Origin of the sequence: Thermosynechococcus sp. (assembly GCF_046299655.1) — a bacterium.
Lineage (GTDB): Bacteria > Cyanobacteriota > Cyanobacteriia > Thermosynechococcales > Thermosynechococcaceae > Thermosynechococcus.
Window position 1 is genome coordinate 94,206 of record NZ_JBKBHZ010000006.1, and the last position, 15,067, is coordinate 109,272.

Sequence of the window (15,067 nt, forward strand, 5' to 3'; positions counted from 1 at the left end):
CTGTGAAAAAGGTGGCCTATTCAGCGGGTTCAATGGTGCTTGTCAGCCCTGCCATTTTCAGGCCTTCACAATAGAATTCAGCGTGCTCAAGGGCACAGGTAATGACCAAGGCTACCCCCGTCGTGTGCGCCTCCATCATGATATCCACGGCTTGGGGCTGGGTGAGACTTGGCACTGTTTTTAGCAATACCTCCACCACATACTCCATGGAATTGACGTTGTCATTGTGAAGGAGCACACGATAGCGAGGCGCCAACTTGCGAACGGTTGCTGGTTTTTCAATGGTTTGCACTGACATTGTCGGCCATGCCTCCATTCAGTGAAAGCTGAGTAAAGAATTCAAGAAATATGCTTAAGATTTTAGCAAACCGATCAAACTTGACCACTTGTCGATTCAGGACGCAATAGCGGGAAAGCAATGACATCCCGAATACTGGGCGAATCCGTCAGCAGCATCACCAAGCGGTCAATACCAATCCCCAAGCCTCCTGTGGGCGGCATTCCATATTCCAAAGCTGTAAGAAAGTCTTCATCAATACTGTGGGCTTCCAAATCGCCAGCCGCCTTGCGCCGCGCCTGTTCCTCTAGGCGTTGGCGTTGATCCAAGGGATCCGTTAACTCCGAAAAACTATTGGCGTGTTCGCGACCGACGATAAATAATTCAAATCGCTCGACTAGTCCCGGTTGGCTGCGGTGGCGCTTGGCCAAGGGGGAAATCTCCACAGGATAGTCGAGAACAAATGTGGGTTGAATCAATGTGGGTTCAACGGTTTGCTCAAAGACTTCGTTGAGAACCCGGCCAATCGTGTCACAGGCGTCTAGGTCTTTTACCCCTGCTTTTTGGGCTGCTGTCTTTGCGGCTGTCAAATCGTTAACTTGGCGAAAATCAATCCCAGTGACCTCTGCCACCGCATCGTGCATGGTTACCCGTCGCCATGGGGGCGTCAGATCAATCGTTTCCCCTTGATAGGTAATCTTGAGCCTACCCAGTACCTCCATTGCCACTGTGGTAATGATTGCCTCCGTCAGCGCCATCATATCGTTGTAGTCGGCGTAGGCCTGATAGACCTCAATGGACGTAAATTCGGGGTTGTGTTTGGTTGAGATGCCCTCATTGCGAAAGATGCGCCCCAGTTCATAGACCTTCTCAAAACCACCGACAATCAAGCGCTTCAAGTGCAGTTCTGTGGCAATACGCAAATAAAGCTGCATCTCCAGTGTGTTGTGGTAGGTAATAAAAGGACGCGCCTCGGCTCCCCCAGCTTCCGCCTGTAACACCGGCGTTTCAATTTCAATAAAGCCCTGATCATTGAGGTAGCGGCGAATGGCGGCGGTGATCAGCGCTCGCTTACGGAACGTATCGCGTACGTGGGGGTTAACGATGAGATCCACATAGCGCTGACGATAGCGTTTTTCCACATCCGTGAGGCCGTGCCACTTGTCGGGTAGGGGCAGCAATGACTTCGTGAGCATGGTGTAGGATTCCACCACCACCGAGAGTTCGCCTTTTTCCGTGCGCTTGAGGGTACCCACAGCGCCAAGAATATCACCGACATCCGTAAGGTGCTTCAAATCGGCAAAGGCGGCTTCCCCCATCCCCTGAGTAATGGTTTGCTTATCGAGGTAAAGCTGAATCGTACCGCTGTCATCCTGCAGCGTGAAAAAAGCGAGCTTACCAAAAATTCGCCGCGCCATGATTCGACCGGCCACACTCACGCGATCGCCCACCGCTTCGCCAGCGGCCAAGTGGGCATATTTTTCCTGTAGAACTGCCGCCGTATGGGTGCGTTCCCAACGATAGGCATAGGGGTTCATTCCCTGTGCTTGCAATGTTTTTGCTTTTTCAATCCGTGTTGCCCGAATTTCGGCTCCCGTTGCCCCCACGTCAGCCATATTGGTAGAAACTCTCCCCGATTAGCAAACCTTAACCTTCTCATTGTACGCTCTGGAAGCGGTACCAACGCTGCAAAAGGGGAATCGAGTACAGTGGAAGCTAGTGTGACCAACGACCAAGAACAAACGGCTATGCCTTCTGCGAAGTCCCCTCGCCGTAAAGCTCCTGAATCGATTGATCTTGACAATCCACAGTACTACTTCAATCGCTCTTTAAGTTGGCTGGAATTTAATAAGCGGGTACTCCATGAAGCCTATGACCCCCGCACCCCCCTACTAGAGCGGCTCAAATTTATGGCCATTTTCAGTTCCAACTTAGATGAATTTTTCATGGTGCGGGTGGCCGGTCTAAAGCAGCAAGTGGAAAGTGGCATTGTTCAAGGGGGAGCCGATGGCATGCCTCCAGCAGAGCAATTACAAGCAGTGCGGCAATATCTGCTACCGATTGTTACCGAGCAACACCGCTATTTCGACCAAGAACTGCGTGCCCTCTTGGCTAAGGAAGCGATTTTCCTCACCCGTTTTGATGAGTTGACCCCCGAGCAGCAGGCCTACCTCAACGACTACTTCCAAGCCCAAGTTTTTCCAGTGCTCACCCCCTTAGCAGTTGATCCTGCCCATCCCTTTCCCTACATTTCTAGTCTAAGTTTGAATCTCGCAGTGCTCATCCGTGACCCAGACTCTGGGCAAGAGCGACTGGCACGGGTGAAGGTACCGAATCAGTTTCCGCGCTTTATTGCCCTGCCCCCCCACTTGCATTCTCCCCAAGGTGCCCATTGGGTTGGCGTCCCCCTCGAGGAAATTATTGCCCACAACCTCAATACCCTTTTTCCGGGGATGGAGATTCAGGCCTACTTTGCCTTTCGCATTACCCGTAGTGCTGACCTTGAACTGGAAACGGACAAGGCTGATGACTTACTGATTGCCATTGAGCAGGAAATTCGCAAGCGGCGCTTTGGCTCCGTGGTGCGTCTAGAGGTGCAGCGGGGCATTCCCTTACTTCTCAAGCAAACCCTCATGGAGGAAATGGATCTCGAGGAGATTGATGTGTATGAACTTGATGGCCTGTTGTGTTTGAATGATTTGTTTGCCTTTATGGCCTTGCCCTTGCCCCAGTTCAAGGATGCGGAGTGGCACCCTCAAGTTCCTCCCCGTTTCCAGCAGGTCGAGGAACGGGAATCCATGTTTGATACCACCAGCGAAATGACCACCCTCGGCACGGACTATTGGGAAGCGGTTGCGAACGAACTCTTTAGTCTGATTCGCGAGGGAGATATCCTTGTTCACCATCCCTACCATTCCTTTGCCGCAACGGTACAGCGCTTTATTACCTTGGCTGCCCATGATCCCCAGGTGCTGGCAATTAAGATGACGCTCTATCGCACATCAGGCGACTCACCGATTGTCAATGCCCTAATCAAGGCAGCGGAAAATGGCAAGCAAGTGGCTGTTTTGGTGGAGCTGAAGGCACGCTTTGATGAGGAGAACAATATCCTCTGGGCGCGGAAGCTGGAGAAAGTTGGCGTCCACGTAGTCTATGGCGTGCCGGGTCTGAAGACCCATACGAAAACGGTGTTGGTTGTGCGCCAAGAGGCGGGACAAATTCGCCGCTATGTCCACATTGGCACGGGCAATTACAATCCCAAAACGGCTAGCCTCTATGAGGACTTGGGGTTGTTTTCCTGCCGTGAGGAATTGGGAGCCGATCTCTCAGAACTCTTCAATGTGCTCACGGGCTATTCCCGCCAACGGGAGTATCGCCAGCTCCTCGTTGCCCCGGTCACCATGCGCGATCGCACACTTCAACTCATTTACCGCGAGATTGAGCACGCCCGCAATGGCCAACCGGGGCGAATTATTGCCAAGATGAATGCGATTACAGATACCCAAGTGATTCGTGCCCTCTATGAGGCTTCCCAAGCAGGGGTGGAAATTGATTTGATTATTCGCGGTATGTGTTGTCTGCGACCCGGCGTGCCGGGGGTGAGCGATCGCATTCGAGTAATTAGTATCATTGGCCGCTTTTTGGAGCACTCACGGATTTTCTACTTTGGCAATAATGGTCAGCCCGAATACTACATTGGCAGTGCTGACTGGCGATCGCGCAACCTCGACCGCCGTGTTGAAGCCATTACCCCTATTCAAGACCCAGCCATTCAACTGGAACTTAAAGAGCTGCTGGAGATTATGTTGGCAGATAATCGCCAGGCGTGGGAGCTGCAACCCGATGGTACCTACCGCCAACGGCAGCCCGCCCCCGGAGAACCGGAACGCGGCACCCACAGCCTTTTAATGGCGCGTACCCTCAAGGAAGTACAAGCAAGCCACTAATTCGCTTTGGCATATCCCTGAGCCATGGCTCGGAAGTCTGGACTGGTTTGCAGCAGCTTCTCGTAGCTCCCGACGGCCACCACTTGGCCATGGGCCATGAAGTACAGGCGATCGCACGCCATGACGGTGCTCAGGCGGTGGGCAATCATAATAATCGTTTTCTCCCCACTGAGGGCTTGAATGGCATCCATCACCCCCGCTTCCGTTTGGTTGTCAAGCGCCGCCGTAGCCTCATCCATAATTAGCACTGAGGGATTGTGATAAAGGGCACGGGCAATCCCCACCCGCTGTCGCTGTCCCCCCGAAAGGCGCACCCCCCGTTCCCCCACAACCGTGTTTAGGCCAGCCGGTAATCCGGCAACAAACTCAGCCAACTGGGCAGCCTCTACAGCCCGCCAAAGGGCGGCCTCATCTATTTGCGCCTCGGGTAGGCCAAAGGCAATATTGCGCCGCAGCGTATCATCGGAAAGATAAATCGTTTGCGGGATATAGCCAATCTGCCGCTGCCACTTTGCAAGATTGGTATAAATACTCTCACCATCTACCCGAATATCCCCCTGACAGGGTTCTAATAGTCCTAGGATCAGATCCACAAGGGTGGTTTTCCCTGCTCCTGAGGCTCCCACCAAGCCAACCATCTCCCCCTGTTTAATCGTGAGGGAAACTCCACAGAGGGCGGGCCTTGGTGCATTGGGATACGTATAGTGAACATCTATGAGTTCGAGGCGATCCCACAAAGCGCCCCTTTCTGGGCTAACGGCCGAGAGCCGAGGTGGCTCTAGTGTTCGCGCTTCCAATAGGTCATGGTAAAGCACATCCACCGACGCAGCATAAAAGATCAGGTTACCAAGGTTTGCCATGAGGCGGTTCGCAGAGGGCAGCAACCGAAAGGCGGCGGCAGCAAAGAGGGAAACAAGGGGCAAAATCTGCGCAGTTGTTCCCCGCTGCAGGAGAGAAAAGATGAGGATGAGAATCAGCAGAATCACCCCGATGGTTTCAAAGTAGGAGCGGGGCAGTTGGAAAGCAATCTGTTGGAAGAGCGAAGTGCGTTTTTCACGCAGCAGGTTTTCGCTATAGGTGTCTAGAAAAACTTGCTCCCTGCCTAGAATCTTGGTTTCTTTAATCCCCCCTAGGGCTTCGTTAATACTCTGAACCACCTTTTGGGCATACTGAACCCGCTGTAGCCCCGCCTGTTTCAAGCGATGACGAAAGAAGCGAAAGAAGAGATACGCAAGAACAACGGTTAAGACAATGACCACAGTTGAAATCAGAGGTGCACTCAAAAAAATGACCGTAAAAATAGCAAAGACAACTAGGAGTTCTGAAATAACAATCAGTAGGGGCAGCAGGTATAGGTTAAAAACGTTGTTGGTTTCACGGGCAGCATTTTGGATAAGTGTTGCTGTATTGTGTTGCAGGTGAAAGGTATAGGGCTTAAACAGGTAGCTGCGCAGAAGCAGGACAGAAAACTTGCATTCCTTGGCATTTAGAAACTTTAGCTGAATGTAGGTGCTGGCAACAATAAACAGGTTTTTGAAGATAAACAGAGCGGCTAAAGCAATACTGAGGAGAAGGAGCCATTGATATTCCTCGGTAGGGGTTAAGGGAGCAGTTCGCCAGAAGAGGAGTTGGTTGAGGCGCGCCGGCTTTTCAACCACTGCAATAAAGGGAAAAATCAAACCAACCCCCACCGCTTCCCACAGACTGGTGATCAGCATCAGCAAAAAAATACCCAACAGCTGCCAGCGATCGCCCCGATCAAGTAGTCGCCAAATTTTGCCAAGGGAGCGCAGTGCAGGGTGCTTCAACATTGCGTTTAGAGGTAACAACGTTTTAATCTTAGGCCGGTTATGCCCAAGTCGTGCTGCCCAAGTCGGGCGGAATATCCTGCCAGCGCCCCAGCCCCACCGCCCGAACGGCTTCCCGTAAATCCACCGCCTTGGTGTAAAGTGCCTTGCCGACGATCGCCCCCGCTAACCCTTGAGGACTGAGGGCAAAGAGACTGAGAATATCCGTGAGGGAACTCACGCCCCCCGACGCAATGACTGGGCGATCGGTTGCCGCCAATAACTGCCGCAGGGCTGGAATATTCGGCCCTTGCAGGGTGCCATCCCGCTGAATATCGGTGTAAACAAACCCCGCCACCCCCATTGCGGCCATTTTTTGAGCCAGATCTGTTGCCAAAATGGTTGAGGTTTCTAGCCAACCCCGCGTTGCCACATAGCCATCGCGAGCATCCAGCCCTACCCAAATGCGTCCTGGATAGTCTGCGGCTAAACTGGCCACTAGCTCTGGATCCTCAAGAGCCACGGTGCCCAAAATGGCACGATTGACGCCTTGGAGAAAGAGTTCCGCAACGGCTTGGCGCGATCGCAAGCCACCTCCCACCTGCACAGGAATTTCAAGGGAGGCAACAATCTTGGCAATGAGATCGTAGTTCCGCGGTTCTCCTGTTTTGGCAGCATCCAAGTCAACGACATGCAGGCGGGGGGCACCCAACCGCTGCCAGTAGAGGGCGACTTTTAGGGGATCATCATGGAAAACGTTAACCTTACCATAGTCCCCTTGCACGAGGCGCACACATTTGCCGTCCAGTAAATCAATGGCGGGGATAACATCCATTGGCGTCAGAAATCCTTGTTGAAAAGTTGAAAATTTAAGGGTAACTCTGTGCTCAATGCGTTGTGGGTGCGCAACGCCTTGCGGCATCAGAGGTAGAAGCACCGCGGCACTCTGAAAGTGCCTCTAGGACTAGCTTAGCACACTCTGTTTTCAAGCACCTCAGCCACTTGATTTTTTGGCGGCTGTAAAATTTTTAGTTTAGCTTCGTCTTCAGTTGTCAATCCCGCTCTGGGGAATAGGTTCAGAGATTTTCAAGCACCTCTAAATCTAACAAAAACTCTCAAATCAAATCAAGTCAAGAGGCTATTTTTGAATAATGCCCAATCCAGAGAATATTTAAGTCCAGAGGTGCTTGCCTTTTTGAAAAGGGGGCAGAAAACTCAGCCTGCCCTTCCTCGGGTCTTGGGAATTTGAGTGCTGCTCACTAGTCAAGGTAAGCTAACAAACAGAGGATCTTGCTTGGGGTAAAGGACATGGCTGTTGCTGCCGCCATCATTCTTTTGTTGTTGAGTGGCTGGGTGAATGATCATCCGTGGGCATGGCTCCTGATTCTCGCTCTGGGATTGGGCTATTGGTACTGGCGGCGATCGCCCGCTCCTACGGAAGTCAAAGCCTCGCCACCTACTCTGCATCCTCAATTGCTCGAAAAGCAACTGGCAGAGACTCATACTCTTTTGCAGGAACTTCCCCCAGAGCGTCAAGCCTCTCTACAATCAACCCACAGCCAACTCCAACGGCGGTTAGATAGCCCAACGGTTGAGGTCTGTGTCCTCGGTCAGTCAGCTTATGCTCTCAATCAGGTGCACGATGCCGTTGCTACCTTACCCCTTGAGCGCTGTACGGTTCAGCGGCAAACCTTAGCCACCGTGCCCCAAGCAGACTTGGTACTTTTGACGGTCAGGGGCGCCCTCACCGCCAGTGAATTTGAGATGCTGCGGGTGTTGCAGGCAAGCCATTATCACGTTCTGGTGGTGTGGTATCCAGAAATGGTGCAGGAGAGCGATCGCCCGAAGGGCGCGCTTTGCGATCGCGTGGCAGTGCATTTACAACAGCAACTGCAACAACTCCAGATTGGGCAAGACCAACTCATTCCCTTTACACCTCACAATCCCCAAGCCCTCACCTCTGCAGTGCTGCACTGTCTCACCCAACAGCGAGCAAATCTCGTCCTAGCCGGCACCTATCGCCGTGCCCAACAGCTCCATCAACAGGCGCAAGCCGCCCTCAACCACTATCGCCAAGAACGAGCCACCCCGATCATTGAGCGCTATCAATGGCTGGCAGCAGCGGCAACGGCAGTGAATCCTCTCCCGCTTCTGGATCTCGTTATGGCCGGGGGACTATTGGTGCGCCTCACGTGGGACTTAGGGCAAATCTACCAACGCTCCTTCCCCTTAGCCGATGCCGAACCCCTTGCTAAGGAGCTATTGCAGCTAATGGTACAGTTGGGGGCAGTAGAACTGGGCACGCAATCCCTAGGGCAGTGGCTCAAGGGCAATTCCCTTACCTACTTGGCCGGCAGTTGTTTACAGGGGGCAACGGCAGCCTATGTGCTGCGCTTGAGTGGATTAAGTTTGATTCATTACTTTGAGACGGCTCCCCAAACAAAATCCTTGCCCCTGGTGACTCGATTGCAGCAAAGCCTTCAGTGGGCACAGCAACGGGTGGGACGCTCTCCCCTGCAAACCCTAGGAGACTCTCTTGGCCTGCCGTCGGCCTAGCCAGTGGCGCAGAAGTTGACCCGCAAACAGCACAACAAAGGCAGGATTGTTAATCAGATAGCGCTGCCAAAGGCGACGGGGTTCCTGAAAGAGCCGAAAGAGCCACTCTAAGCCGATCGCCATCATCCAGCGAGGGGCTTGCGCCACAACCCCACTGTGAAAGTTAAAGGCGGCGCCGACACCCACTAAGACAATTGGCAAGAAAGGACGTTGGCGAGCCATCCACTCCTCCTGTTTAGGACAGCCAAGGCTGACAAAAACCAGATCAGCACCACTATCAAGGATGCGTTGGCGATCGCTGGCTTCCTCCTCAGGGGTCAAAGGACGAAAAGGCGGTGCATAGGCACCCACTAACTGGATATTGGGAAAGCGTTCTCGCAGCTTCCGTTGCAGCCGCTCTAAGACGAGGAGTTCACTGCCATAGAGGAAAATCCGCCAACCTTCCCGCTGGGCGCGATCGCACAACACCAGCATCAAATCAGGACCATAGACCCGTTCCGCCTCAGGAAAGCCTAAGAGCCGTAAGCCCCACACCAAGGGCATGCCGTCAGAGGTCACCAGTTGGGCACCATTCACCACCCGTCGGAAGGGCGATCGCCACACCCCCGTCATTACCACATGAACATTGGCCGCCACCACATAGCCTCCCTTACCTTGACTGATCCATTCAGCAATGAGATCACCGGCTTGGTGGTAGGTGGTGACATCAATCCGTGTCCCTAAAATATGCGCTGACTCCACGCTGGGGTGACTCCGCATGTTTCACCTGATTCCAGCGTAGGACATTGGTTGCAGAACCGAAGTGAACCTCCGACAATGCAAAGCAGATGTCATGTTGTGCCCTGGGGAATGAATTTAGAAGAGTGCTATCGCATTCTGGAGTTGCCACAAGGGGCGTCCTTAGCCCAAGTCAAATCCGCCTACCGACGCTTAGCACGACGCTATCATCCCGATGTCAACCCCGGCGATCGCACTGCCCATGAGAAGTTTATTCTCCTCCAACAGGCCTATGAGAAATTAGTACGAGTACTGCCCACCTTTCGTCCCACTCCTGTTAAATCAGAACCCCAATCTCGCCCGCCGCAGCCACCCCCGCCTCTCTCTGCCTTTGAAATTGCACTGAAGCACGCTAGCTATCGCCAACTTCAAGAATTTCTCAAATATCGCTGCTATCAACGTGCCATATCCCTTGTGGAAGGGTTGGCCAGTCGGCTGCCCCAAGATGCGGAAGTACGCCAGTGGCAAGCCGTCACTTATCAGTGCTGGGCACGGCAACTCATGCGCGATCGCCAGCCCCAAGCGGCACGGGAATACCTGCATCGAGCGCTGAAAGCCGATCCAGACAACCGCATTCTTTGGCAAGAAGCTGAAAAGGACTTTCGTACCCTTGATCGCCTCTACGGCAAAGAAATCTAAGTCCAATCCTCCCGTTTATCGCTGCCCACCTTGTACACACCGCCGCGAGCGTGAATGGCACGGGTACGCTCAAAAAGTTCTTCCTCGGTGAGTTGCCATTTTTCTAGCAGCTCTGCCATTAACTTCTTATTGGTTTCGGCGCCAGGGAAACCATCGTAGCGAATGAGCAGGCGTCCCAACTCCGCTAAGTTGTAATCACTGATGCCCTCTTGCCGCAGACGCTCGAGGACTAACCGATCTTGGGCTTCGCGGGGATGTTGTAGGTTCTGGGGGTTTGTCATCTCAACCTCCAACTCAACATTGCTAACGTTCAATTTTGCGATAACGATTTCCCGGCAGTTGCTCCACCCAACCCATCAGTTCCAAGTGCATTAGTTCTGCCATGACGACACTCGTCTCTAAGGCCGCTTGCTGCACAATGTCATCAAAAGCAACACTATGGCTACCTTGATTCAGATGTTGAATTGCTGCCAGAATTTGTTGCTGCGGCGGGGATAGGGTCGGGGACAAAGCAGAAAAAGGTGTTGGATCAAGGGGGGGTGTATGCCCCAACTGTTCGAGGAGGGCTTCTTCTCCCAAGATAATGTGTGCCCCCTGATTCACCAGACTAAGGGCACCCTTGGCACGGTGGTTATCGAGATGCCCCGGCAGCACATAGACATCGCGACCATACTCGGCAGCATAGCGAGCCGTGATGAGGGCACCGGATTTGTAGGGCGCCTCTGCAATAATCACCGCACGGCATAGACCAGCAATAATGCGATTGCGGCGGGGAAATTGGGGGCGATCGGCACCCACCCCCTTAGGATACTCGCTCAAGAATCCCCCACGTTCACCGATTTGGTAGTAAAGGGGACGATTTTCCGGTGGGTAGATCATATCCACACCGGTGGCTAAAACGGCCAGTGTAGCACCTCCAGCTTCTAAACAGCCGCGATGCGCTGCGCCATCAATGCCTGCGGCCATACCCGAAACAACCACAAACCCCGCCTGACCGAGGGCGTATCCCAGCTTATGTGCCCAACGCTGCCCATATTCTGAAGGATCGCGGGTACCGACAATAGCAACCGTTGGTGTGGGTTGACTCAGGAGTTCTGTGACACGGGCACCGCCGTAATATAGCAAGGGGGGCGGATCAGGAATTTCCCGCAGCAGGGGTGGATAGCGAGGGTCACTCAGCACCCAATGGTGGGGATTTTGCTGGCGGTGGTGTTCATAGAGGGCTATGGGGTGGCACTGCTGACGATAGCGAGCGATCGCCCCTTGGAGTTTGGCACCAATGCCTTCCACTTCCCCTAGCGCTTCTAGAGGCGCTTCCCAAGCCGTTTTTAAGTCCCCAAAGTGCTGCCACAGTCGCTTGAGTAACACCGGGCCAAGGCCGGGTACCTGTGACCAACTGTACCAATAGGCAGCATCAGCGGGAACCAAGGGAGCTTAGTAGGCTTCCTGCAACTCGTAAAAGTCAGGCGTGATGTAATCCTTGCGCAGTGGCCAACCCACCCAATCCTCGGGCATGAGGATGCGCTTCAAATTTGGATGCCCCTCATAGACAATGCCAAACATGTCGTAGGATTCCCGCTCCTGCCAGTCGGCAGTCTTCCAAATCCAGTAGACCGAGGGGACGCGCGGATCTTCACGGGGGACAAAGACTTTGATGCACACCTCTGGGGGGCGATCGGCGTTATCAGTTAGTTTGACCAAGTGGTATGTGCTCACGAGGTCTTGGCCGGGACCAGAATCGTAGGCTGCTTGGCAGCGCAAATAGTTGAAGCCATCAGCATAGAGGGCTTGGCACACTGCTAACAGGCGATCGCGATCCACCTTAATCATTTCTACGCCGGAGGCATTGGTACCAAGGGATTGCACACTCAAGTTTTGGGACTGCAACAGGCGGCAGACAGGCCCTGCTTCAACAATGGCGGCCTCAGGGGTAGAAACTTCGGGGGTGTCACTCATATTCGCTGCTCCAACTTCAACTGCTATTGATTCACTCAAGACCATTCGAGGGCACGTTTGCGCCACGCATAAACCAGAGCCACAACCAGAATGGCGATGAAAATCAAGGCTTCAATAAAGGCCAGTAGGCCCAACTGATGGAAGGCTACCGCCCAAGGATATAAAAAGACGGTTTCCACATCGAAAATGACAAAGACGAGGGCAAACATGTAGTAGCGCACATTGAACTGAATCCACGCCCCCCCAATGGGTTCCATTCCCGATTCGTAGGTCGTCAAGCGGATCATCCGCCCCGATTTGGGACGCAATAGCGCAGAAGCACCTAGAGCTAGTACGGGTACTAGACTGCAAATAATCAAAAAGCCGAGAAAATACTCGTACCCACTAAGAACAAACACGGTTGCAGTGTCCCTCGATCTTGGAATCGCTACCATTTTGACACACTCCCCTAGCGATCGCTAGGCTAGGGATCAATAGAAAAAACTAAATTGCCCTATAGCGAATACTGGTAATGTCTCAACCCACTGTCCTCTGTGCTGGCGAAGTTCTCTTTGACTGTCTAGAAGTGCCCCCCGATCCCCCCCAGTGCTTTCTTGGGGGTGCCCCGGCCAATGTCGCCTGTGGTTTGGTGAAGTTGGGGGTCAGTGCTGCTTTTTTGGGGGCAGTGGGGGACGATGCCTTGGGGGAGCAGGCCTGTGCCGAATTAGCTGCTTTGGGGGTGAATATCAAAGCGGTCGAGCGGGTCGCTGGGGTTCCGACGCGGCAAGTACGTGTTCAACTGGTGGGGGGCGATCGCCAGTTTGTCGGATTTGCACCAGCAGGCACTTCTGTCTTTGCTGATATGCAGTTCTATGGCCACCAAGTCTCCCCATCGCTACTGGCTGCGGCACGATTTTTCGTCACCGGCACCCTCGGACTAGCCAGTGAACCCACCGCCACCACCATTCAACATTTAGTCCAACAACTGCGGCAAAGGGGAACCTTAATTCTCATTGATGCGAATTGGCGACCGATCTTTTGGCTGGATGCAAGTGCTGCCCCTGAGCGTATTCGTCCTTTTTTAGCGCAGGCGCATTTCCTGAAACTGGCCAAGGAAGAGGCGGAATTATTTTTCTCTGACAGCGATCCCCAAGTCGTCTATCGTGCCCTTTGGGGGATGGCACCTGACCATGCCGTGGTCATTACAGATGGAGATCAAGCTATTCGCTACTGCTGGCACCAAAATCAAGGGGAATTACAACCACCCGCCATGGTGGTTGTGGATACCACTGGTGCCGGCGATGGCTTTGTTGCGGGTTGGATTGCTCAATTGTTGCAGGGCAGCCCGGAAAACTACCGTGACTCCCAATGGCAGGCTGCTTGTTTAGAATTTGCCACGGTGGTGGGTGCCCTAGTGACGACAAAACGGGGGGCGATCGCTGGTCAACCGACCCTTGCTGAGGTCACGCAATGGCTTCGGGATCATCCTGAAAAAAAAATACTGACGCCCTAGCTGTGTTGGCTGCTGTTGATGGTGTGGTTGCGATCGCTGGCTGATGTTCACGGCTAGGGATGGCTGTCGCCAGAGGACATGCCCGCCAAAACCCCCGCACCGGTACATTTAGTTTTTGGCAGGTACCACCCCGCCGCCCTTCGGAATAATAGAAGTGGCAAAAACGGCAAGTTGTGGGAGTGAGAATTGGGCTGTCCATCGTGGGGATCAACTCCGAAGTAAAATCTTTAGGCTCTCTACCTTCCATCCTATGAAATTCCCCTCAGCCACTTTTTCAGCGATCACAGGGGCGCAGCAGCTTAAGGAGCGGGTTTTAGCGATCCCCAGTACTCAAAAGGGCTTTTAGATTCTTTTCATACTCCCGCAACACTCCGTAATAGTACAGACATCAATTTTAGGAAGAATAAAAAAGGTTACGTCCGCAGACGCAACCCCTAGCGATCCCTGTATTTCTATGTTGCAGTGATAATTAACGCACTGCAACTGCTGGGGGTTCCTTGGCAGGGATCAAGAATAACTTGATCATTTGCCACAGATTCGAGAGATAGAAGGGAAGTTTCTTGAGGAAACCGCCCTTTTGCTTACTAATTTCTGTCAGCTTGGCGTTGTTTTCCACACACCGCTCTAACCGCTCATAAAATTCTGGATGATCCACATCAAGAATCACTGGAAAAACACGGCCTGCGGTTTCATTCGTTTTGGCAATCACTTCGCGATCGTACTCACGGGCATCCAAGCCAATGGCGGCATAAAATTTCGCCCGCTGCACATCGTTGAGGTACATGGTGGCAAAGACCGACAACAGGAAGAAGCGGCACCACAGTTTTGGTGGCACCCAGCAGACTAAGAAGTAGCGTGCCCATTTCTTCCCAGAGAGGGAGAGGGGAATTTCCTTAATCTTTTGCCAGAAGGTGCGCGGGCGATCCAACATTTGCGGCTGAGCACGCATCACGGCATCAAAGAAGTCACCGTGGCGGTTTTCGTCTTGGCACCAGTTCTCAAAAAAGCGGAAGATGGGATAAATGCGGTGTTCGGGGTGCTTTTCTAGATGGCGGTAGATCGTAATGTAGCGCCAGTAGCCAATTTTCTCAGAGAGGTAGGTGGCGTAGAAGATGAATTCAGGTTCAAAGTAGGTGTAGTTGCGGTGCTGCGTCAAAAAGCCTAGATCCAACGACAGATTGAAATCTGCCATTGCTTTGTTGAGAAAGCCAGCGTGGCGAGCCTCATCGCGAGACATGAGGGCAAAACACTCCGCCAGTAGGGGGTTGCGATCCTTGAGCTTGCGACTCAGCTCTTTGTAAAGGAGAAAGCCAGAAAACTCCGCCGTGCAGGAGCGCTCCAGAAATTCAATAAATAGTCGGCGGGTTTCACCATCAATATGATCCCAGGACTGTTCAAATTCTTCGTCCCGCACAAAGTGATGGCGGTTGTAGTCGCAGCGAAACTCCTCAAGGATGGCCTCAAGCTCTGCTTTGTTTTCCGTAATGTCCATATTGGCCATCGCTTCAAAGTCAGTGGTGTAGAAGCGGGGCGTGAGGATGGTTTCCTTGGCGGGGGCTTTGATGCCCGGCCGCAGTTCTTCAAACTCAGGTTTGGCGACGGTATTAACCATAAAAAGCTGCGTCTCGCTCTTGCT

General features: G+C 53.0%; 14 protein-coding genes. 4 read left to right on the forward strand and 10 right to left on the reverse strand.

Annotation, left to right across the window (positions count from 1 at the left end; genetic code table 11):
* Positions 1-16: 16 nt before the first annotated feature.
* Together clpS and lysS are read right to left on the reverse strand one after the other, a co-directional pair.
* Positions 17-298: an ATP-dependent Clp protease adapter ClpS gene (clpS, locus tag ACK4HN_RS05970; protein WP_298615240.1), complete on the reverse strand. Its 282-nt coding sequence runs from the start codon at positions 296-298 to the stop codon at positions 17-19.
* A 74-nt stretch (positions 299-372) separates the two neighbouring features.
* Positions 373-1,893, reverse strand: coding sequence for a lysine--tRNA ligase (lysS, locus tag ACK4HN_RS05975; RefSeq protein WP_409869623.1), 1,521 nt, complete (start codon positions 1,891-1,893; stop codon positions 373-375).
* Positions 1,894-2,025: 132 nt separating this feature from the next.
* Here lysS and ppk1 point away from each other — a divergent pair, with 132 nt between their 5' ends.
* On the forward strand, positions 2,026-4,224 hold the full coding sequence (gene ppk1, locus ACK4HN_RS05980) for a polyphosphate kinase 1 (RefSeq protein WP_409869629.1): 2,199 nt from the start codon (positions 2,026-2,028) through the stop codon (positions 4,222-4,224).
* Here the strand turns inward: ppk1 and ACK4HN_RS05985 are convergent.
* Together ACK4HN_RS05985 and hisA are read right to left on the reverse strand one after the other, a co-directional pair.
* Positions 4,221-6,035, reverse strand: coding sequence for an ABC transporter ATP-binding protein (locus tag ACK4HN_RS05985; protein WP_409877339.1), 1,815 nt, complete (start codon positions 6,033-6,035; stop codon positions 4,221-4,223). The two genes, ppk1 and ACK4HN_RS05985, sit on opposite strands and share 4 nt — an antisense overlap.
* A 37-nt stretch (positions 6,036-6,072) precedes the next feature.
* The gene (gene hisA, locus ACK4HN_RS05990) at positions 6,073-6,846 is read right to left on the reverse strand and encodes a 1-(5-phosphoribosyl)-5-[(5-phosphoribosylamino)methylideneamino]imidazole-4-carboxamide isomerase (RefSeq protein WP_409877340.1); all 774 of its coding nucleotides are present in this window, start codon (positions 6,844-6,846) and stop codon (positions 6,073-6,075) included.
* A gap of 473 nt (positions 6,847-7,319) precedes the next feature.
* On the opposite strand from hisA, the gene ACK4HN_RS05995 reads away from it, so the two are divergent.
* Positions 7,320-8,567: a DUF697 domain-containing protein gene (locus ACK4HN_RS05995; protein ID WP_409869618.1), complete on the forward strand. Its 1,248-nt coding sequence runs from the start codon at positions 7,320-7,322 to the stop codon at positions 8,565-8,567.
* On the opposite strand, the gene ACK4HN_RS06000 is transcribed toward ACK4HN_RS05995, so the two are convergent.
* Positions 8,535-9,326, reverse strand: coding sequence for a WecB/TagA/CpsF family glycosyltransferase (locus ACK4HN_RS06000; RefSeq protein ID WP_409869616.1), 792 nt, complete (start codon positions 9,324-9,326; stop codon positions 8,535-8,537). The two genes, ACK4HN_RS05995 and ACK4HN_RS06000, sit on opposite strands and share 33 nt — an antisense overlap.
* A 90-nt stretch (positions 9,327-9,416) precedes the next feature.
* Between ACK4HN_RS06000 and ACK4HN_RS06005 the strand changes: the two genes are divergently transcribed.
* Positions 9,417-9,983, forward strand: coding sequence for a J domain-containing protein (locus ACK4HN_RS06005; protein WP_409877342.1), 567 nt, complete (start codon positions 9,417-9,419; stop codon positions 9,981-9,983).
* Here ACK4HN_RS06005 and ACK4HN_RS06010 read toward each other — a convergent pair.
* Genes ACK4HN_RS06010 through ndhC form a run of 4 tightly spaced genes read right to left on the reverse strand, consistent with a single transcriptional unit; the run spans position 9,980 to position 12,337 of the window.
* Positions 9,980-10,264, reverse strand: a complete 285-nt coding sequence (locus ACK4HN_RS06010; RefSeq protein ID WP_409869612.1) for a DUF3288 family protein — start codon at positions 10,262-10,264, stop codon at positions 9,980-9,982. The genes ACK4HN_RS06005 and ACK4HN_RS06010 overlap by 4 nt on opposite strands.
* Positions 10,265-10,286: 22 nt before the next feature.
* Positions 10,287-11,411, reverse strand: a complete 1,125-nt coding sequence (dprA, locus tag ACK4HN_RS06015) for a DNA-processing protein DprA (protein ID WP_409869610.1) — start codon at positions 11,409-11,411, stop codon at positions 10,287-10,289.
* Positions 11,412-11,417: 6 nt separating this feature from the next.
* Positions 11,418-11,939 (reverse strand): NAD(P)H-quinone oxidoreductase subunit J, encoded by a 522-nt coding sequence (locus ACK4HN_RS06020; RefSeq protein ID WP_409869608.1) that lies wholly within the window; start codon positions 11,937-11,939, stop codon positions 11,418-11,420.
* Between the two features lie 35 nt (positions 11,940-11,974).
* Positions 11,975-12,337: a photosynthetic/respiratory NAD(P)H-quinone oxidoreductase subunit C gene (ndhC, locus tag ACK4HN_RS06025; RefSeq protein ID WP_409850162.1), complete on the reverse strand. Its 363-nt coding sequence runs from the start codon at positions 12,335-12,337 to the stop codon at positions 11,975-11,977.
* Between the two features lie 113 nt (positions 12,338-12,450).
* Here ndhC and ACK4HN_RS06030 point away from each other — a divergent pair, with 113 nt between their 5' ends.
* Positions 12,451-13,431 carry a carbohydrate kinase family protein gene (locus ACK4HN_RS06030; protein WP_409869606.1) on the forward strand — a complete coding sequence of 327 codons (981 nt, stop codon included), beginning with the start codon at positions 12,451-12,453 and terminating at the stop codon, positions 13,429-13,431.
* A gap of 469 nt (positions 13,432-13,900) precedes the next feature.
* Here the strand turns inward: ACK4HN_RS06030 and acsF are convergent, their stop codons facing one another.
* Positions 13,901-15,043 carry a magnesium-protoporphyrin IX monomethyl ester (oxidative) cyclase gene (gene acsF / locus ACK4HN_RS06035; protein ID WP_409869604.1) on the reverse strand — a complete coding sequence of 381 codons (1,143 nt, stop codon included), beginning with the start codon at positions 15,041-15,043 and terminating at the stop codon, positions 13,901-13,903.
* Positions 15,044-15,067: the final 24 nt, after the last annotated feature.